At 53.1% G+C, this 19,178-nt stretch carries 19 protein-coding genes; 11 read left to right on the forward strand and 8 right to left on the reverse strand.

What is annotated here, in order from left to right; all coding sequences use genetic code 11:
- Nucleotides 1-11: 11 nt before the first annotated feature.
- The 5 genes from EBC_RS13890 (at nt 12) to EBC_RS13910 (ending at nt 6,882) form a co-directional block, all read left to right on the forward strand.
- Nucleotides 12-1,292: a YeaH/YhbH family protein gene (locus EBC_RS13890; protein WP_013202444.1), complete on the forward strand. Its 1,281-nt coding sequence runs from the start codon at nt 12-14 to the stop codon at nt 1,290-1,292.
- A gap of 293 nt (nt 1,293-1,585) precedes the next feature.
- Nucleotides 1,586-3,313, forward strand: coding sequence for a potassium/proton antiporter (locus tag EBC_RS13895; protein ID WP_013202445.1), 1,728 nt, complete (start codon nt 1,586-1,588; stop codon nt 3,311-3,313).
- Nucleotides 3,314-3,418: 105 nt separating this feature from the next.
- A complete protein-coding gene (locus EBC_RS13900) occupies nt 3,419-3,652 on the forward strand; it encodes a DUF1480 family protein (RefSeq protein WP_013202446.1) in 234 nt (77 codons plus the stop codon).
- Nucleotides 3,653-4,072: 420 nt separating this feature from the next.
- A complete protein-coding gene (wbaP, locus tag EBC_RS13905; RefSeq protein WP_013202447.1) occupies nt 4,073-5,539 on the forward strand; it encodes an undecaprenyl-phosphate galactose phosphotransferase WbaP in 1,467 nt (488 codons plus the stop codon).
- Between the two features lie 143 nt (nt 5,540-5,682).
- Nucleotides 5,683-6,882 (forward strand): multidrug effflux MFS transporter, encoded by a 1,200-nt coding sequence (locus EBC_RS13910; protein ID WP_013202448.1) that lies wholly within the window; start codon nt 5,683-5,685, stop codon nt 6,880-6,882.
- Here EBC_RS13910 and dadX read toward each other — a convergent pair.
- Both dadX and EBC_RS13920 read right to left on the reverse strand, forming a co-directional pair.
- Nucleotides 6,875-7,945, reverse strand: a complete 1,071-nt coding sequence (gene dadX, locus EBC_RS13915; protein WP_013202449.1) for a catabolic alanine racemase DadX — start codon at nt 7,943-7,945, stop codon at nt 6,875-6,877. The two genes, EBC_RS13910 and dadX, sit on opposite strands and share 8 nt — an antisense overlap.
- A 29-nt stretch (nt 7,946-7,974) precedes the next feature.
- A complete protein-coding gene (locus tag EBC_RS13920) occupies nt 7,975-9,270 on the reverse strand; it encodes a D-amino acid dehydrogenase (protein WP_013202450.1) in 1,296 nt (431 codons plus the stop codon).
- Between the two features lie 525 nt (nt 9,271-9,795).
- Between EBC_RS13920 and EBC_RS13925 the strand changes: the two genes are divergently transcribed.
- Nucleotides 9,796-11,331 carry a SpoVR family protein gene (locus EBC_RS13925; RefSeq protein WP_013202451.1) on the forward strand — a complete coding sequence of 512 codons (1,536 nt, stop codon included), beginning with the start codon at nt 9,796-9,798 and terminating at the stop codon, nt 11,329-11,331.
- Between the two features lie 55 nt (nt 11,332-11,386).
- Here EBC_RS13925 and fadR read toward each other — a convergent pair whose 3' ends face one another.
- Nucleotides 11,387-12,106, reverse strand: a complete 720-nt coding sequence (fadR, locus tag EBC_RS13930) for a fatty acid metabolism transcriptional regulator FadR (RefSeq protein WP_013202452.1) — start codon at nt 12,104-12,106, stop codon at nt 11,387-11,389.
- A 310-nt stretch (nt 12,107-12,416) separates the two neighbouring features.
- Between fadR and dsbB the strand changes: the two genes are divergently transcribed.
- Entirely contained in the window at nt 12,417-12,947 is a 531-nt protein-coding gene (dsbB, locus tag EBC_RS13935) for a disulfide bond formation protein DsbB (protein WP_013202453.1), read from the forward strand.
- A 141-nt stretch (nt 12,948-13,088) separates the two neighbouring features.
- Nucleotides 13,089-13,253 carry a hypothetical protein gene (locus EBC_RS25970; protein ID WP_173363014.1) on the forward strand — a complete coding sequence of 55 codons (165 nt, stop codon included), beginning with the start codon at nt 13,089-13,091 and terminating at the stop codon, nt 13,251-13,253.
- Nucleotides 13,254-13,316: 63 nt separating this feature from the next.
- Here EBC_RS25970 and EBC_RS13940 read toward each other — a convergent pair whose 3' ends face one another.
- From EBC_RS13940 to EBC_RS13955, 4 genes are all read right to left on the reverse strand, one after another.
- Nucleotides 13,317-13,757, reverse strand: a complete 441-nt coding sequence (locus EBC_RS13940; protein WP_013202455.1) for a YcgN family cysteine cluster protein — start codon at nt 13,755-13,757, stop codon at nt 13,317-13,319.
- Between the two features lie 64 nt (nt 13,758-13,821).
- Entirely contained in the window at nt 13,822-14,481 is a 660-nt protein-coding gene (locus EBC_RS13945; protein WP_013202456.1) for a fumarylacetoacetate hydrolase family protein, read from the reverse strand.
- Between the two features lie 68 nt (nt 14,482-14,549).
- Entirely contained in the window at nt 14,550-15,638 is a 1,089-nt protein-coding gene (locus tag EBC_RS13950) for a lytic murein transglycosylase (RefSeq protein ID WP_013202457.1), read from the reverse strand.
- A 98-nt stretch (nt 15,639-15,736) separates the two neighbouring features.
- Complete coding sequence (locus EBC_RS13955; RefSeq protein WP_013202458.1) at nt 15,737-16,003, reverse strand: YcgL domain-containing protein; 267 nt, start codon at nt 16,001-16,003, stop codon at nt 15,737-15,739.
- Nucleotides 16,004-16,161: 158 nt separating this feature from the next.
- Between EBC_RS13955 and minC the strand changes: the two genes are divergently transcribed.
- From minC to minE, 3 genes are read left to right on the forward strand one after another with little or no spacing between them, the layout of a single operon-like run.
- Nucleotides 16,162-16,854, forward strand: a complete 693-nt coding sequence (gene minC, locus EBC_RS13960; protein ID WP_013202459.1) for a septum site-determining protein MinC — start codon at nt 16,162-16,164, stop codon at nt 16,852-16,854.
- Nucleotides 16,855-16,896: 42 nt separating this feature from the next.
- Nucleotides 16,897-17,709, forward strand: coding sequence for a septum site-determining protein MinD (gene minD, locus EBC_RS13965; protein ID WP_013202460.1), 813 nt, complete (start codon nt 16,897-16,899; stop codon nt 17,707-17,709).
- A gap of 3 nt (nt 17,710-17,712) precedes the next feature.
- Complete coding sequence (gene minE, locus EBC_RS13970; RefSeq protein WP_013202461.1) at nt 17,713-17,982, forward strand: cell division topological specificity factor MinE; 270 nt, start codon at nt 17,713-17,715, stop codon at nt 17,980-17,982.
- A 51-nt stretch (nt 17,983-18,033) separates the two neighbouring features.
- On the opposite strand, the gene rnd is transcribed toward minE, so the two are convergent.
- Nucleotides 18,034-19,143, reverse strand: coding sequence for a ribonuclease D (rnd, locus tag EBC_RS13975; RefSeq protein ID WP_041692022.1), 1,110 nt, complete (start codon nt 19,141-19,143; stop codon nt 18,034-18,036).
- Between the last annotated feature and the right edge of the window lie 35 nt (nt 19,144-19,178).

Here is a 19,178-nt window from a genome sequence, read left to right on the forward strand (position 1 = left end):
TTGGGGGAGTTATGGCCTATTTTATCGATCGGCGTCTCAACGGCAAAAACAAGAGCGCGGTGAATCGCCAGCGTTTCTTGCGCCGCTACAAGTCGCAAATAAAACAGTCGATCTCCGAGGCCATCAATAAGCGTTCGGTAACTGACGTCGAAAGCGGCGAATCCGTTTCTATTCCCATTGATGACATTAATGAACCGAGTTTCCATCAGGGCCGCGGCGGCCAGCGCCATCGCGTCCATCCTGGCAACGACCATTTTGTGCAAAACGATCGCGTCGAGCGCCCTCAGGGTGGCAGCGGCGGTGGTGGCAGTGGTCAGGGCAATGCCAGTCAGGACGGTGAGGGTTCAGATGAGTTTGTCTTCAATATCTCCAAAGATGAATATCTCGACCTGCTTTTTGAAGATTTGGCGCTGCCAAACCTGAAGAAAAATCAGCATCGTCAGCTCAACGAGTACAAAGTGCACCGTGCGGGCTATACCGCCAACGGTGTGCCGGCAAATATCAGCGTGGTTAAATCGCTGCAAAACTCGCTGGCTCGTCGTACTGCGATGACCGCCGGTAAGCGCCGCATGCTTGGGGAACTGGAAACTGCCCTCAAGGAGATTGAAAACGCCGAACCCGCGCAGTTGCTGGAAGAAGACCGTTTACGCAAAGAGATTGCTGAGCTTCGCGCGCGGATCAAGCGCGTGCCGTTTATCGACACCTTTGACTTGCGTTACAAAAACTTTGAAAAGCGTCCTGAGCCTTCCAGTCAGGCGGTGATGTTCTGTCTGATGGACGTTTCAGGTTCGATGGATCAGGCCACCAAAGATATGGCCAAGCGCTTCTATATCCTGTTGTATCTTTTCCTGAGCCGCACCTACAAGAATGTCGATGTGGTGTATATACGTCACCATACTCAGGCGAAGGAAGTCGATGAGCAGGAATTCTTCTATTCGCAGGAAACCGGCGGCACTATCGTTTCCAGCGCATTGAAGTTAATGGATGAAGTGGTGAAAGAGCGTTACGACCCGGCGCAATGGAATATTTATGCGGCACAGGCGTCCGATGGCGATAACTGGGCAGATGACTCCCCACTTTGCCATGAGATCCTTGCTAAAAACATCCTGCCGGTGGTGCGTTATTACAGTTACATCGAGATAACCCGACGCGCTCACCAGACCCTGTGGCGGGAGTATGAGCATCTGCAAGCCACGTTCGATAACTTTGCTATTCAGCATATTCGCGAGCCGGAAGATATCTACCCGGTATTCCGTGCACTGTTCCACAAACAGGCTGAAGAGAACCACTAATCACGCCGCTTTTTTCCTTAAGCCAGTAAGATTTTTACTGGCTTTACTCCACCATTGCCCCTCTCAACTGTGCTAAAATCCCCTCTTGCTCTACTTTTTTCATTCAATCCTGTAAATAACCCACATTTCATGCGCACTGAACGGCATTTACCCGCCTCGTTTTTGCGTTATTCTCTATCCTTAAGAAAAATGTCCACATTGGTTAAATGAAATGCACCGATGTTTTGACATTCACCGGGTTATTACAACAGACTGTTAAAGAAAGCCTTTACCACCTACAGGAGAGTGCCCCCTTGGAAGCCAGCGCAATTTACAGTTTGTTTATCATCGGTTCCGTGCTGGTTGCTGCGAGTATTTTGCTGAGTTCCTTCTCTTCAAAGCTTGGTATTCCAATTTTGGTGATTTTCCTTGCGCTGGGAATGCTGGCTGGCGTCGATGGCATCGGCGGAATTGTCTTCGATAACTACCCGGCCGCCTATCTGATCAGTAACCTTGCCTTAGCGGTGATCCTGCTTGATGGCGGCATGCGAACGCAGGCCAGCTCATTCAAAGTGGCGCTGGGCCCGGCATTGTCTCTGGCCACGGTCGGCGTATTGATTACCGCAGGTCTGACCGGCATGGCCGCGGCCTGGTTGTTTAATCTGAACATGATTGATGGCTTCCTGGTGGGTGCCATTATTGGCTCGACCGATGCGGCAGCGGTGTTCTCGCTGCTGGGCGGCAAAGGCCTTAACGAACGCGTCAGCGCGACGCTTGAAATCGAATCCGGCAGTAACGACCCGATGGCCGTGTTCCTGACCATTACCCTGATTGAGATGATCCAGCAAGGCCAGACCGGCATTGACTGGATGTTTGTCGTTCATCTGATTCAGCAATTCGGTTTGGGGATTGTACTGGGGCTCGGTGGGGGCTGGGCGTTGCAACAGCTGATCAACCGCATCTCCCTGGCCAGCGGTCTTTATCCGCTGCTGGCGGTCAGTGGGGGCATCCTGGTATTCGCGCTGACAACCGTTCTGGAAGGCAGTGGCATTCTGGCGGTGTATCTGTGTGGCTTCCTGCTGGGTAACCGCCCTATTCGTAACCGTCACGGCATCCTGCAAACCTTTGACGGCATGGCCTGGCTGAGCCAGATTGGCATGTTTTTGGTGCTGGGGCTGCTGGTCAATCCTAAAGACCTGTGGAACATTGCGCTGCCAGCGATGATGCTCTCGGCCTGGCTTATCCTGTTTGCCCGCCCGCTGTCCGTTTACATTGGCCTGTTGCCGTTCCGGGGCTTCAGTACCCGCGAGCGCTTTTTCATCAGTTGGGTGGGACTGCGAGGCGCAGTGCCAATCATCCTGGCGGTGTTCCCAATGATGGCCGGACTGCCGCACGCGTCGCTGTTCTTCAATATCGCATTCTTTGTGGTGCTGGTTTCCCTGATGGTTCAGGGCACCTCTTTGGGCTATGCCGCGCGAAAAGCCCGCGTGGTAATCCCACCTACGGCCTCGCCAATCTCTCGTGTGGGTTTGGATATCCATCCAGAAAATCCCTGGGAGCAGTTTGTCTACCAGTTGGGTGCAGACAAATGGTGCGTAGGTGCCGCATTACGTGACCTGAAGATGCCGAGGGAAACCCGGATTGCGGCGCTGTTCCGCGATAATCTTCTGCTGCATCCCACCGGCAATACCCGCCTGAGAGAAGGCGACGTGTTGTGCATCATCGGTCGCGAGAAAGACCTGCCGGAGTTAGGAAAACTCTTCAGCCAGTCTCCGCCGGTATCGCTCGATCAACGTTTCTTCGGCGACTTTATTCTGCAAGCCGATGCCCGACTGCATGATGTTTCTGAAATTTACGGCATCGATCTGGATGAAGAGACGAATGTACAGCAGACGCTGGGCCATCTGATTGCGGGCATGATCGGTGGCGCACCGGTCGTGGGTGACCAGGTGGAGTGGAAAAACATGATCTGGACTGTGGCAGAGAAAGAAGCCAACGAGATTGTGAAGATTGGTGTGCGGGTAGCCGAAGAGAAAGAATAACCGGTCGATAGTTAAGATAAAGACTAATCCTGGTCCTGAATACTCGCTCTCCTGACGTTAACGTCTACGCTTAGAGTTCGTGTCTGGACTAAAGAGGAGACTATCATGGGACATATCGTCAAGATTGGCCGTTATGAAATCATCGATGCAGAGCTGGATGCGCAGAATGTGGAGACCGTCAGCATTCCCTGTCAGACCAATCCCGACCTGAGTTATCAGTTGGACGGATGGGATGGTGAAACCAGCGTACCGGCGTGGATTGACGGCGAGCCTGTCGATCTGGCCATCGGGCATTATGACAAACAGCAGGATCGCTGGATACTAAAAAAACCAGCCTGATCCTTTCTGCCCTGCTCACCGTGACGAATTTTCGTGGCGGTGAAGCCTTCATTTAAATACCCTCTCTCTGTTATTAAACCGTCATACTGCCTGGCTTTTCCCTCTATTTAACCGCTTCGGTTAACGCGTATTAATCCTAATTTTATTTTGCTCACTTTCCCGCCACTTTTAGGATTTTCCCGTATTAACTAACTCAAACAACTCCTGCATACTCGTCCTACTGCTTCATGGTGAAACAGAGTGATATTCACGCTGCTGTATGTTTCATTACTGTCCCATTTGTTCTTCTCGCTCTGAATGCGGCGAGCTACCAAGAATAATTTATTGATTCTAGTGGAATTAGTATCAATACCTTTACTCCTGAACGCGTGCATTAACCTCGTCAGGTTACTGATTCTTAAAGAAAAGAGAGCAGGCACTATGGCAAGTACTCTTGTACTGAATGACCGTCGCCGTGCGTTTAGCGGCACCCGAAAAAACATTATTGCCAAGATCACGTTAAGTCTTTCAGATTTAATCTCTATTAATCTGGCCCTGTTTTTATCCGCGGCTACTGTGCAAGGTATTTGGGGTGACTTAGATATATTTATCCCGCCTCAGGAAGTGAAGATACGCTTCATTGCGCAATTCGTTATGTCGGTGGTTTGTACCGCCTGGTTTTGGATGCGGTTACGTCATTACACCTACCGCAAACCATTCTGGTTTGAATTAAAAGAAATAATTAAAACCCTGGTGATTTTCTCTCTGCTTGATTTGGCGCTGATTGCCTTTTCCAAGTGGGACTTCTCCCGCATGCTGTGGAGCTTCACCTGGGCCTACGCGCTGGTATTGGTGCCGCTGCTGCGTTCAAGCGTTAAGCACGCCATCCTCAAGGCGGGCCAGTGGCAGAAGCAAACCATCATCATCGGTTCCGGCAAAAATGCCCGTGAAGCCTATGCTGCGCTGCAAAGTGAAGAGCTGCTGGGCTATGAAGTCACGGCGTTTGTTGCTCCCAACGGCCATACCGGCGCCGAAAATATGAATGGCGTTCCGGTCATCACCTCGAAAGATATTGTCTGGGATACGGTTGACCTGGAAAACACCCAGTTTATCGTGGCCATGGAATATGAGCAGCAAGGGATGCGTGACAAGTGGCTGAAGCTGCTGTCGAAGAAGAAGTGTCGTTCAGTTTCGGTGGTGCCTACCCTGCGCGGTGTGCCGCTGTACGGCACCGATATGTCCTTTATCTTCAGCCATGAAGTGATGATCTTGCGGGTCAGTAACAACCTGGCAAAACGTTCTTCCCGTTTCCTCAAGCGCACCTTTGACGTGGTGGTTGCCTCTATGCTGCTGCTGTTTCTGGCTCCCGCATTCGGTCTGATTTGCTGGATGGTGGGCCGCGATGGCGGTAACAAGATTTACGGTCACGAACGCGTCGGTCAGGATGGTCACAAATTTAAATGCCTGAAGTTCCGTTCAATGGTCACCAACTCGAAGGAAGTGCTGGAAGAACTGCTGGCCACCAGCGAAGAAGCACGTATTGAGTGGGATAAAGACTTTAAGCTGAAAAACGATCCGCGCGTGACGAAGATCGGAGCGTTCCTGCGTAAAACCAGTCTTGATGAGCTGCCTCAGCTGTGGAACGTGCTGCGGGGCGAAATGAGTCTGGTGGGGCCACGTCCGGTCATTGAAGCAGAACTTGAGCGCTATGCCGGTGACGTTGATTACTACCTGATGGCCAAACCGGGCATGACCGGGTTGTGGCAGGTCAGTGGCCGTAATGATATCGACTACGACACCCGCGTGTACTTTGACTCCTGGTACGTTAAGAACTGGGCATTGTGGACCGATATCGCCATCCTGTTCAAAACAGCCGGTGTGGTGCTGCGTCGCGATGGTGCTTATTAAAACAGTCAGATAAGTGAGAGTCATGCCCGCCCGTGTTGGCATGACTCTCGCCTTTCCATAAAATTCTTCCAACTCCCCTTTTCTTTTCCAGCCGTTATCTCTACCCTGTGCGGCTTGCTTTTAAACGGATGCCGTCACGCACGATGCAAAAATTCACCCTTCTTCTTCTCAGCCTGGTGCTTCTGGCGCCGCTGGGCATTGACCTCTACCTGCCGACACTGCCCGATATCGCTCTCGGTTTGAATACGCCGGTGACCACGATTCAGACCACCATTCCGCTGTTTCTGCTGGTCATGGGCTTAGGTCAGATTGTGGCGGGACCGCTGGTCGATAACTTCGGCAGAAAGCCGATTGCCATTGCCGGTCTGTTGCTGTATTTGCTAGGCAGTATTCTGGCGGCGACGGCGACCGGTTGGCCGCAATTCCTCACCGCACGTATCGTTCAGGGCTGTGCCGTATGCTGTACGGCTGTGGTGGCCTTCAGCGGCGTCCGTGACCGTCTGGAAGGTGATGAAGCAGCCAGAGCTTATGGCTTCCTTAACGGGGCGTTAAATATCGTTCCGGCGCTGGCACCGATGCTCGGCGGCTTCCTGGCGGATGCCTATGGCTGGCGTGCGCCTTTCTGGTTCCTGACCGGTTATGCGCTGGTGATTGGCCTGATGATTTGGCGCTTCCTGCCGGAAACGCGTCCTGCGGGCACGCTGGCGGTGAAAGGGATCCCTTTGCGCCAGTACGCACAAATACTGCGTGAACCCCGCTTCCTGGCGTTTACCTTTGCCAATGCCGGTGCGATGGGCATGGTGCTGACCTATGTTTCGCTCGCACCGCAGGTACTGATGACCGAAGGCAAGCTGACCGCCCTGCAATTCTCGATTGCCTTTGGCGCGAACGGTTTCTGGATCATGTTAGTCAGCGTGCTGGTAAATAAAATGATCCGTAAGCTGGGCCGCCCTATCTGCCTGGCCATCGGCAGTCTGGCGATGGCGGCAGGTGCACTGACTATGCTGGGCGGTATGCTGATTTTCCCGGCCGGGATGCAGACCAGCTGGGCACTGTATATGTTCCCGGTGGCGATTTCGGTAGCCGGACTGGCGTTTACCGTCGGCCCTGCCACCAGCTATGCGCTTGAGCCTTATCAACAGCAGGCGGGCGTGGCGTCGGCGCTGGCAGGATTTATTCAGATGGCAGGCGGTTCATCGGCGGGCTTGCTGGCGATGGCACTGCCGCTGAACGAAAAGTTTGCGCTCAGTGCCATGATGATCATTGGTGCGGTGCTGACCTCTCTGGCGTGGATCAGCAGTAAGAAAGTACGCGGTACCCTGACCGCGCTGAAAACTAGCTGATTTTGACCGGTACGCGGGTGGCCAGAGCGCACATCAGCTCGTAACCTACCGTGCCGGCTGATTCAGCCACTTCATCAATCTTGATGTTACTGCCCCAAAGTTCAACCTGACTGCCAATCCCAGCCTGCAGGCAAGGTGTTAAATCCACGGTAATCATGTCCATTGAGATCGCGCCAACGGTATGCGTTCTCACGCCATCCACCCACACCGGCGTTCCGGTTGGCGCATGGCGCGGATAGCCATCCGCATAACCGCAGGCCACCACGCCAATACGCTGTTCGCCCTGAGCACGATAGCGTGAACCGTAACCGACTCCGTCACCGGTCTTTAAGTTCTGGATAGCGATGATTTCGCTGTTCAGCGACATCACCGGTTGCAGCCCACTGCTGGCGATGTCCTGCCATTTTCCGCTGGGTGACGCGCCATACAGGATTATGCCCGGCCGGACCCAGTCATGATGCGTGTGAGGATGCCATAGCGTCGCGGCCGAGTTCGCCAGTGAACGCAGGCAATCCAGCCCTTCGGCTGCCTGCTCAATACGTCTGAGCGGTTGTTCAATGCCTTCGCTGGTCTCGGCTTCCGCGAAGTGCGCCATCAGCGTCATTTCGCCCACATTTTCCAGACCGCGCAGCTTGTTCCAGGCCTGCTGCACCTGCTCCGGTGCAAAGCCCAGCCGGTTCATGCCGCTGTTCACTTTCAGATAGATATCGAGCGGTGCAGAGAGCTTCGCTTTTGCCAGCGCCTGGATCTGCCAGTTGCTGTGCACGCTGGTGGTCAGGCGATACTGGTCGAGGATCGCCAGCTCATCAGCATGGAAAAACCCTTCCAGCAGCAGGATCGGCTTCTTCCAGCCGCGCTCGCGCAGCAGGATCGCTTCTTCAAGGTTCAACAACGCGAAGCCATCCGTAGCGGCAAAACTCTGCCAGACGCGGTCAATACCGTGGCCATAGGCATTCGCTTTCACCACGGACCACACACGGGAATGAGGTGCAGCCTGGCGGGCAACCGCCAGGTTATGCCGCAACGCGCTGGTGTCGACAGTTGCGACAATCGGACGAGACATAACTTCTCCTGGTTCTCAATACGGGAAGATCAGCGGGCCGCGTGGAGCGTGTGGCCCGGTGTCGGGTAAAATCCCGGCAGATAACGCATCACCGACAGATCGTCTGCAGCAATGGCAGGGGTGCGTCCGGAGATGATATCAGAAAGCAGCTGCCCGGAACCGCAGGCCATGGTCCAACCGAGCGTTCCGTGACCAGTGTTGAGGAAAAGATTCTTCAGCGGCGTGCGGCCAACGATTGGCGTGCCGTCCGGCGTCATCGGACGCAGCCCGGTCCAGAACGTCGCCTGCTCAATATGCCCACCTTCCGGGTAAAGGTCGCCGACCACCATTTCCAGCGTTTCCCGCCGGGCTGGCAACAGCTTAGTGTTGTAGCCAACAATTTCCGCCATCCCGCCGACGCGAATACGATCGTCAAAACGCGTGATGGCCACTTTATAGGTTTCGTCGAGCACGGTAGAGACCGGTGACGCCTGTTCATTTTTGATCGGAATGGTCAGCGAATAGCCTTTCAGCGGGTAGACGGGCACCTTGACGATATCGTTTAACAGCGCGGTTGAGTAAGAGCCGAAGGCCACCACATAGGCATCTGCCGTCACCGTTTCAGCACCACATTTGACGCCCGTAATCTGATTGCCTTCCTGCAGCAACGCATCAACCGGGGTGTTAAAGCGGAAAGTCACGCCAGCGCTGGCGGCCATTTCCGCCAGACGCTGAGTAAACAGCTGGCAGTCGCCCGTTTCGTCATTCGGCAGGCGCAAACCCCCGGTTAGCTTATGCTGAGTGGTGGCAAGTGCGGGCTCCGCATCCGCCAGCTGCGCCGCTTCCAGCAGTTCATAAGGTACACCAGCCTCTTTCAGCACGGCGATGTCTTTGGTGGCGCTTTCAAACTGCTGACTGGTGCGGAAAAGTTGCAGCGTGCCGCCCTGCCGTCCTTCATAAGCAATACCGGTTTGCTGGCGCAAGGCTTTCAGGCAGTCCCGACTATATTCGGCAATCCGCACCATGCGGCTTTTGTTTTCCTGATAGTGGTGCATATCGCAGTTACGCAGCATCTGCCACATCCACTCCAGCTGAAAACGACTGCCATCCGGACGGATCGCCAGCGGTGCATGGCGCTGGAACATCCATTTAATGGCTTTTAACGGCACGCCTGGCGCAGCCCAGGGAGCGGCATAACCCGGAGAAATCTGCCCGGCATTGCCCGCACTGGTTTCCATCGCCACGCCCGGTTGACGGTCAATCACCGTCACTTCATGCCCGGCCTGTGCCAGATACCAGGCGCTTGCCACGCCGACCACACCACTACCCAGAATGACAACTCGCATAACCGCACCACCGCCGTTGAGAAAAGAGGAATTAACTGGATTACTGCGAGCGCTACGGTTTAAAACACTGCAACCACATCAGCAACATCGCACTGACATATTTCACATGTTTTTTACTCTGAAGGGTAATAAAAAGAGGATGAGCAGGTATATTCGGAATTTAATACTGCCAAACAGCGGTTGAAAGCAGCATATCAGTCCAAATCAGGCATTTTTCACTTTTCTCAGCAGAAAGTGATCCGTTCAGATCTTTCACTTATATACAGCACATAATTCTGTTTTGTGAGCCATTTCTCGCATTTAACCTGACGTTAAAATTTTTTTCCCCTGGCGACTCTATTTTCTGTCGAAAATTTCCATTGTATTCATCAGAGCAATCAGAGAGAGTGAACTATCATTGAGGTATTGGCTTTAATTCCAGGCTTGCCTTTGCGGTCGCAGTGCAGCGGCAGGTCGACATGAAAACGGATGTTTTGCCGCTACGTGTTGTAACGTCGAAAACCGGTTTTTAAAAAGGGGTGCGCTATGACGACTATCTTTGACGGTCCCATAAAGGACAGCAAACGACTCAGTGATGGACCAGACTGGACCTTCGATCTGCTTGATGATTACCTGAAAGAGATCGATCGCGTCGCTAAGCTCTACCGGCTTGAAACCTACCCTCATCAGATCGAAGTGATCACCTCTGAGCAAATGATGGATGCCTACTCCAGCGTGGGGATGCCTATCAACTATGCGCACTGGTCCTTCGGCAAGAAATTTATCGAAACCGAACAGCGCTACAAACATGGTCAGCAAGGCCTGGCGTATGAAATCGTCATTAACTCCAATCCTTGTATCGCCTATCTGATGGAAGAGAACACCATAACCATGCAGGCGCTGGTGATGGCCCATGCCTGTTATGGGCATAACTCATTTTTCAGAAACAACTACCTGTTCCGCAGCTGGACCGATGCCAGTTCGATTGTCGATTACCTGATCTTCGCCCGTAACTACATTGCCAAGTGTGAAGAGCGCTACGGTCTTGAGGAAGTCGAGAAACTGCTCGACTCCTGCCACGCGCTGATGAATTACGGAGTCGACCGCTATAAGCGCCCACAAAAAATCTCCCTGCAGGAAGAGACCGCTCGCCAGCAGAGCCGTGAAGAATATCTGCAAAGCCAGGTGAACATGCTGTGGCGTACCTTGCCACGCCGCGAGAAGGAATCCTCGCAGGCGGAAGCCGCACGCTACCCTTCTGAGCCTCAGGAAAATCTGCTCTATTTTATGGAAAAAAATGCGCCGTTGCTGGAATCTTGGCAGCGTGAGATTTTGCGTATTGTGCGTAAGGTCAGCCAGTATTTCTATCCGCAGAAACAGACTCAGGTCATGAATGAGGGCTGGGCAACATTCTGGCATTACACCATCCTCAATCACTTGTATGACGAGGGTAAAGTTTCCGAACGCTTTATGCTGGAGTTCCTGCACAGCCACACCAATGTGGTATTCCAACCGCCTTATAACAGCCAGTGGTATAACGGCATCAACCCTTATGCGCTGGGCTTTGCCATGTTCCAGGACATCAAACGTATCTGTCAGGAACCGACTGAGGAGGATCGTTACTGGTTCCCGGATATTGCCGGCAGTGACTGGCTGGAAACGATGCACTTTGCCATGCGCGAGTTTAAGGACGAGAGCTTTATCAGCCAGTTCCTGTCGCCGAAAGTGATGCGCGATTTCCGCCTGTTTACGGTGATGGACGATGACCGCAATAATTTCCTCGAGATTGCAGCCATCCATGATGAAGCCGGCTATCGGGCTATTCGCCAGCAGCTTTCAGCGCAGTACAACCTCAGTAACCTTGAACCGAATATTCAGGTCTATGATGTTGACCTGCGTGGCGATCGCTCTCTGACGCTGCGCTATGTGCCTAACAGTCGTGCGCCGTTAGACAAGAGCCGCAGAGAAGTGTTGAAGCATGTACACCGTCTGTGGGGCTTTGACATCCATCTTGAGCAGCTTAACGACGATGGCAGCACCGAGTTACTCGATCGCTGTCCGCCGCGCACCTCTACCCTGTAGATTTTGCGTATAAAAAAAGCCGGTTCAACTGAACCGGCTTTTTCTTGCGCTGCTGTTAGCGACGCTGCGGAGGCAAATCCGTTGGCATAGTATTCTGCATACCGTGCCATATCTCGCCGCTCCGGCGACCGTAGTCACGGACGGAATCGACAATTTTATCAAACTGTTCGTTCTGACAAATGGTCAGTAACTGCTGATAAAAATCACGTGCCAGCTGACGCGCTTCCGGGTTGGAAAAATAATGCCGTCCTACCCGCGTATACAGCCCTTTCAGGCCGTTCAGGATCAAACCATAAATAGGATTGCCTGAAGCAAACGCCAGACCGCGGAAAATGCTGTAATCGAGGTCGGTATAGGCTTCGGCTTTGTCTTCTACATTCTGCGCGGTCAACAGCACTTCTTTGGCTTTATCCGGATAGGTGCGGATCGCACGGCGGATAAAGATTGAGGAGATGTTGGTGCGAACCGACAGCAGATTATCGATCAGCTGTGGAACGCTATCGTGATCGAGGCGCGCCAGCGTTTCCAGAATGCTCAGGCCGGAGGTCTCCCAGAAGTTATTCACTTTGGTCGGTTTGCCGTGCTGAATGGTTAGCCAGCCATCGCGTGCCAGACGTTGGAGCACTTCACGCAAGGTAGTACGGGTGACACCAATCAATTCAGAAAGCTCACGCTCTGCGGGCAAAATCGAACCCGGCGGGAAGCGACTGTTCCAGATGCTTTCTATAATGTACTCTTCAGCGAAACCCGCAGGGCTCTGCGCCTTAATGACCATAGCGTTTTGTTTCCGTTGCGTTCATGACTGCAAATATTGGGCTCATCATACCAGATGCCCTGGCGATGACATAGACCGCCACTGGCCTAAAACGGCACCCATCCCGCAAATATCCGAAAAAAGAGCCGACGCTTTCACGGGCCATTTTTCGTCCTGAATCGCCCTACTCGCTGCAAGCGCTCAAAAGCAGGTTTATTGCCACTCTGTTTAACTTAAGTCATTTTATGCAATAAAATTTCTTCCCCTGTGGCTGGCACGGTGAGTCATTTAGTTTACACTGCCGTTTGAACGCCCTTCACATGGAATGAATATGTTGCGATATCTGAATAGCTGTTCCCGCGGCCGTGGTGCCTGGTTACTGCTGGCCTTCACCGCTTTTGCCCTGGAAATGGCCGCACTCTACTTTCAGCATGTCATGATGCTGAAACCCTGCGTAATGTGTATTTATGAGCGTTGTGCCCTGTTTGGCGTGATGGGTGCTGGCCTGGTCGGCGCGATTGCGCCAAAAACCCCGCTGCGCTGGGTCGCCATTCTGGTGTGGCTCTACAGCGCCTGGGAAGGCGTCCGCCTTTCATGGGAGCACACCATGATCCAGCTGCACCCGAACCCGTTTGTCACCTGTGATTTTGCCGCCCGTTTCCCAGGCTGGCTGCCACTGGATAAATGGCTGCCATCCGTATTTGTAGCAACCGGTGACTGCACCGAGAAGCTGTGGACGTTCCTGACGCTGGGCATGCCACAGTGGTTAGTTGTGGTCTTTGCCGCGTACCTGATTGTGGGTGTGCTGGTATTGATAGCGCAACCCTTCAAGCCGAAGCGCCGGGATTTGTTCTCGCGCTAAGCGTTAAGCAACCCCACCAAGATCAAGCCCGCCTCTCGCGGGCTTTTTTGTGGCTGAAAATCACATGGCCAGGCAAAATATTTGTCGGATGGTGATTGCGCTACTAAGCTGAAAATACGCAAGAAAAGTCCAAGGAGTGTTATGAAACGAATCGCATTTGTGCTGGCACTGGCTCTCTCTTCTGCTGTCCTTGCAGGCTGTGCCCCAAGGGACAACCTGCATGCTCCGCCACCTGCACCACCGGGTGGTCATCAACTTCCCGGCGCGCCTGGCGGCAGCGACCCATCGGGTCAGCCTCAGGCTTAACGCGGACTTTTCAGGTGGGATCAAAAAAGCCGCCCTGTTTATTCAGCGGCGGCTTTTTTATGCTCAGCGGTGAGGCCGGTTAATAATATGGTCTTCCCAGTCCCGCACTTCACTTTCCCGCACGGCAATATGACGTACCGAAATACGCTCGGCATGCATCGCCGATTTAGAGCCGGTGCGTAAAGGATGCCAGACCGGTAAATTTTTACCTTCTGCCAGCACCCGATAGGCACAGCTCGGCGGCAGCCAGGAGAAAGTCGGCAAATTATCGCGCGTTAACTTGATGCAGTCTTCTTCATATTCGAAGCGACGCTCATAGTTACGGCACTGGCAGGTTTTAATGTTGAGTTGGTTACACGCGACGTTGGTAAAGTAGATTTCGTCGGTGTCAGCATCCTGCAGCTTGTTAAGACAGCACTGGCCACAACCGTCACACAAGGATTCCCATTCCTCATCACTCATTTGTTCCAGCGTTTTCCGCTGCCAGAAAGGGGTATCAGTCATGTTCGGTGTCCCGTTTAAGTAAAAGCCCGCACCTTATAAACAGTTCGGGCTTCAGATGCAAGTCTTACAGCACGCGGGTGGCGACGCCACGACCGCCCAGAGACACTTCCAGCGTGTCACCGGAGGCCATCGGGCCAACGCCTTCAGGCGTGCCGGTCAGAATAACGTCACCGGCGCGCAGGGTAAAGAATTTGCTCATATAGGCAATCAGCGGCAGGATTTTGTGGATCATGTCTTCAGTATTGCCGTGCTGACGCACTTCACCGTTGACCACCAGCTTCAGCTCGATATTCTGCGGATCTGCCCCGAACTCGCTGACCGGAATAAAGCCTGAAATCGGGCAAGAGTTGTCAAATCCCTTGGCTTTCTCCCACGGCTGTCCGGCCTTTTTGCAGCCAGCCTGCACATCACGCAGGGTTAAATCCAGCGCGATACCGTAACCGGCAATCGCTTTAGCCACATGCGCTTCGGTCGCATGCTTCAGCGTTGAGCCAATCAGAACGGCCAGCTCCACTTCGTGGTGTACCGCGCCGAGATCTTTCGGGATCGACAGCGGCTGGCGGATATCGCAAATCGCGGTTTCTGGTTTGATAAACAGCACAGGCTCAGAGGGCGTGGCGCTGCCCATCTCTTTGATGTGTTTGGCATAGTTGCTGCCCACGCACACCACTTTGCTTACCGGATAGTCCAACAAAGCGCCCTGCCAGTTATGATGCTGATACATACTGTTCCCCTGCCTGAGTTGAGAGTGAATGGCCCGGTTTGAGCCATTTGTCCATTCCTGCCTTCGCGCTATTGCGAAGTAGCGTCAGCCATCATGCCGATGCTGATGGCGAAATAATAAGACCGATTCCAGTGCATGATGGTGCGAAAATTGTCATAAACCATGAATGCACGGCCTGGGGTATCGTCCGGCAGAATAATCCAGGCACGCTGATGGGTGTCTGGCAGCGCGCTATCGCTGGTCATTCGCACGCCGAGTTTCTCCCACTCGCCGACGGTTTTGGCCTGTGCATCTTTGATGCCGGCCTGATCGGTCACGAAATCAACCGGCAGCACAATTTCCCTTCCCCAGCTTTCGCCCGCTTTCCAGCCCTCTTTCGACAGATAATTGGCGGTGGAAGCAAAGACATCGTCGACGTTGTTCCAGATATCAATTTTGCCATCACCGTCGCCATCAGCTCCATACTGCATTAAGGAACTTGGCATAAACTGGTTCTGTCCCATCGCGCCTGCCCAGGAGCCTTTCATCTCCTCTGGCTCAATGTGCTGCTGCTGAATAATTTTCAGCGCGGCAATCAGCTCTTTGGTGAAGAACGCTTCGCGTCGTCCTTCAAACGCCAGCGTCGAGAGCGATGAAATCACATCTTCTCTGCCCTGAATTTTACCAAAGCTACTCTCCATCGCCCAAAGCGCAACGATATATTGCGGCTGGACGCCGGTCTGCTGGCTGACCGGCATCAGCTGCCCTTGATATAGCTGCAGATTGTCACGGCCCTGTTGGATCTTCTTATCAGTCATCACCCGTGACAGGTAATCGCTTAACGTAACCTTTTTCTCTAACTGGTTCCGATCGGAGGTAATCACGTGGTCAACGAAATGCACATTGGCAAAAGCAGCATCGACGGTGGCGCGGTCGATTCCTTGCTGTAGCGCCTGCGCTTTCAGTTGCTCGACGTAGCCGGGGAATTCAGCCGGGTCGCGGCCGGTAGCAGCCAGCGTGGTTTTGCTGGGCTGCTGCAGAAAGCCGCCCTGGGAGGGTGCGCTGGCGGGCGGTTTAGCGGGAACGGGGGTTTCCGGCGCAGGGGCTGCGCTGTTTTTACTGGCGCATCCGACCAATAACAGGGAAAAAATAATGCTACTGAGGGATGTAAGCTTCATGCGGGCATCCTTTTTTGCCGTCGCCGCCACAATTTAAATCCAGTGGATTGCCGTTGCGGCGGCGATATATTTTGCAGATAGTTCCTAATTAATCTTTTTTACTCTTTTTCCAGATGCATCTTAAGCAGACTTTCGATTGGAGGAGGCACCTGTAAATAAAATCCCTGCTCTTCAAGCGCGGCCTTCACTTTGGTGAGATCCGCGTTAGCCAGCTTTTTGGTGCCGTCCAGCGGCAGCAGCATCGCCAGCTGCGGTTTACCAAAACCTTGCATCAGTTCCGCAGGAACGCGGGAGAAATCGTCTTTTTTTTCGACATAAAGATAAGTCTGGTCACGCTTGGGGCTTCTGTAGATCACACAAAACATATTTTTTACTCGAATTAACCTGGATGGTGACTTGCCTGGATATAGTAGTAACTATAACATGCTTGCAGAACTTCGGAATATTGTCCCAACGCGATTATATGTTCGTTTAACGACATAAATTAGCCGGGACCAGAATTAACAGGACTGAGCCGGGACAGATGTCACAAACGCCAATCGAGTTAAAGGGCAGCAGTTTTACTCTGTCTGTTGTGCACCTTCACCACGCTGACCCAGACGTGGTTCGTCAGGCGCTTCAGGATAAAGTCAATCAGGCTCCGGCCTTTCTGAAAAATGCTCCGGTGGTGTTGAACGTAGCTTCACTGACCAGTGAGGTTAACTGGAGACTGATGCAACAAGCCGTCACCTCTACCGGTCTGCATATCGTTGGTGTCAGCGGCTGCAAAGATGAACCGTTAAAACGCATCATTACTCGCGCCGGTCTGCCGCTGTTATCGGAAGGTAAAGAGCAGAAACAAGCCGTCGAGGTGATTGAACCGGTTAAACCCGCTGAACTCCCGCCTGTTAAAACCCGGGTAATCAATACGCCAGTCCGCTCTGGCCAGCAGATTTATGCCAAGAATTGCGATCTGATCGTGACCAATAGCGTCAGCGCCGGTGCAGAACTGGTCGCCGATGGCAATATCCATATTTATGGCATGATGCGTGGCCGTGCACTGGCTGGTGCCAGCGGTGACCGTGATTGCCAGATTTTTTGTACCAGTTTGTCAGCTGAGTTGGTCTCTATCGCCGGTGAATACTGGATGATGGATCATATTCCGGCTGAATTTTTTGGAAAAGCGTCACGCCTCTGTTTAAGAGACGGCGCCCTGACTATACAGACACTGAACTGAGCCAGGCTCACGAGCCCTTTCTTTTCTTAAGGAAATCATTTTATGGCACGCATTATTGTAGTTACATCGGGTAAAGGGGGCGTTGGCAAGACCACGTCCAGCGCGGCCATCGCTACCGGTTTAGCCCAGAAGGGCAAAAAAACCGTGGTTATCGACTTTGACATCGGCCTGCGTAATCTCGATTTGATTATGGGTTGTGAGCGTCGCGTGGTGTATGACTTTGTGAACGTGATTCAGGGTGATGCCACGCTGAACCAGGCGCTGATCAAAGATAAGCGTACTGAGAACCTGTTCATTCTGCCTGCGTCACAGACACGTGATAAAGATGCATTAACGCGTGATGGCGTTGAAAAAATCCTGAATGACCTCGGTAAGATGGATTTCGACTTTATTGTCTGTGACTCACCGGCAGGGATCGAAACCGGCGCACTGATGGCGCTGTATTTCGCCGATGAAGCTATCATTACCACTAACCCGGAAGTCTCTTCAGTTCGCGATTCAGACCGCATTTTGGGCATTCTTTCGTCCAAATCCCGCCGTGCGGAAAATGGTCAGGATCCGATAAAAGAGCACCTGCTGCTGACGCGTTATAACCCGGGTCGTGTGAACCGTGGCGACATGCTGAGCATGGAAGACGTGCTGGAAATTTTACGTATTCCACTGGCGGGTGTGATCCCGGAAGATCAGTCGGTGCTGCGCGCCTCTAACCAGGGTGAGCCGGTGATTCTGGATGCCGAATCCGACGCAGGCAAAGCCTATGCTGATACCGTTGACCGTATTCTCGGTGAAGAACGTCCCTTCCGCTTCATTGAAGAAGAGAAGAAGGGTTTCCTGAAACGCCTGTTTGGGGGATAAACCATGGCCTTACTCGATTTCTTTTTATCCCGTAAAAAGCCGACAGCCAATATAGCCAAGGAACGGCTGCAGATCATTGTGGCAGAGCGCAGGAGGGGCGACAGTGAGCCCCACTATCTGCCACAGCTGAAAAGGGATATTTTGGAAGTTATCTGCAAATACGTGAAGATCGATCCGGAAATGCTGAGCGTTAAGCTGGATCAAAAGGACGATGATATTTCGATTCTGGAGCTCAACGTGACGCTCCCGGAGGCAGAAGAAGCACCGAAATGATCCTCTCCTGCTCCTGATTTTCCCCTGCTCTCAGGCAGGGGAAAACCTCGGTCAGTATGCCTTCAGGATTTCAGCGATCCCGTCGTGAAGCAGCTCGCCCCGCCATCCATCAATCAGCTCGGGTTTTCTGTCCCGTGGTTTTAATTTCCAGTGCCAGCTCAGCAGTTGGTTAATCTGACGACGTGACGCCAACAACTCCTGACTAATACCCTCTTTTTCTGCCACTTCCGCCATCAACGCTTTCAGCTCTTTGAAGACTTTCTTGTAGTCAGAATTATCAATCAGGTTAGCGACCGGTTCCGGCAACTCGCTCTCTTCCAGCGCATTCGCCTGAGCAACCATCGCCACCAGCGCTTTACCGTGGAAACGAATTTCCTGACCGGCAAGCCCAAGGTGATCCAGCTCGCCGAGGGAACCAGGCATATAGCGCGCCACTTTCCACAGGTTCTCTTCGCGCACCACGAAATTCACCGCCATGTCCTTTTCACGTGCCAGCTCCAGCCGCCATGCCGCCATCAGACGCAGTGCAGCAAGCTGACGCGGACGCAGTTGCCAAGCATTGGTAATGTCACGGTAAGCCTCTTGTGGGGCCACCACCATTTGACGGCGTTGACACAGCAGGCTGCATTCGTTCAGTGCGGCATTAATCCTGCCCGACTCTTCGGCTTCCGCCAGCAGCTTATGGGCAATCGGCAGCAGGTAGAACACATCAGCGGCCGCATACTGACACTGCTTCTCGGTCAGCGGACGCGCCAGCCAGTCAGTGCGTGATTCGCTTTTATCCAGCGCGATACCGGTAAAGGATTCAACAATGGTGGCAAATCCGCAGGAAAGTGGACGGCCGGTAAAGGCAGCCAGAATCTGCGTATCAATCATCGGCACCGGCAGCACGTCATATTCATGCAGGAAGACTTCCAGATCTTCACTGCCAGCGTGCAGGAACTTGATCACCTTCTCATCGAGCAGCAGATCGCGGAATGGCGCCCATTCGGTGATCGGCAGAGGATCGATCAGCGCGATATTCTCGCCGTCATACATCTGGATCAGGCCAAGGCCAGGATAATAGGTGCGGGTTCTGACGAATTCGGTATCCAGCGCCAGCGCCGGAAACTGACGGGCGGTCAGGCAAAGTTCAGCCAGCGCCTCGTTGGTGGTTATCATGGTGTAGTTCAAAATGATCCTCTCGCTGTGGCCTT

This window comes from Erwinia billingiae Eb661 (assembly GCF_000196615.1).
Classification (GTDB): domain Bacteria; phylum Pseudomonadota; class Gammaproteobacteria; order Enterobacterales; family Enterobacteriaceae; genus Erwinia; species Erwinia billingiae.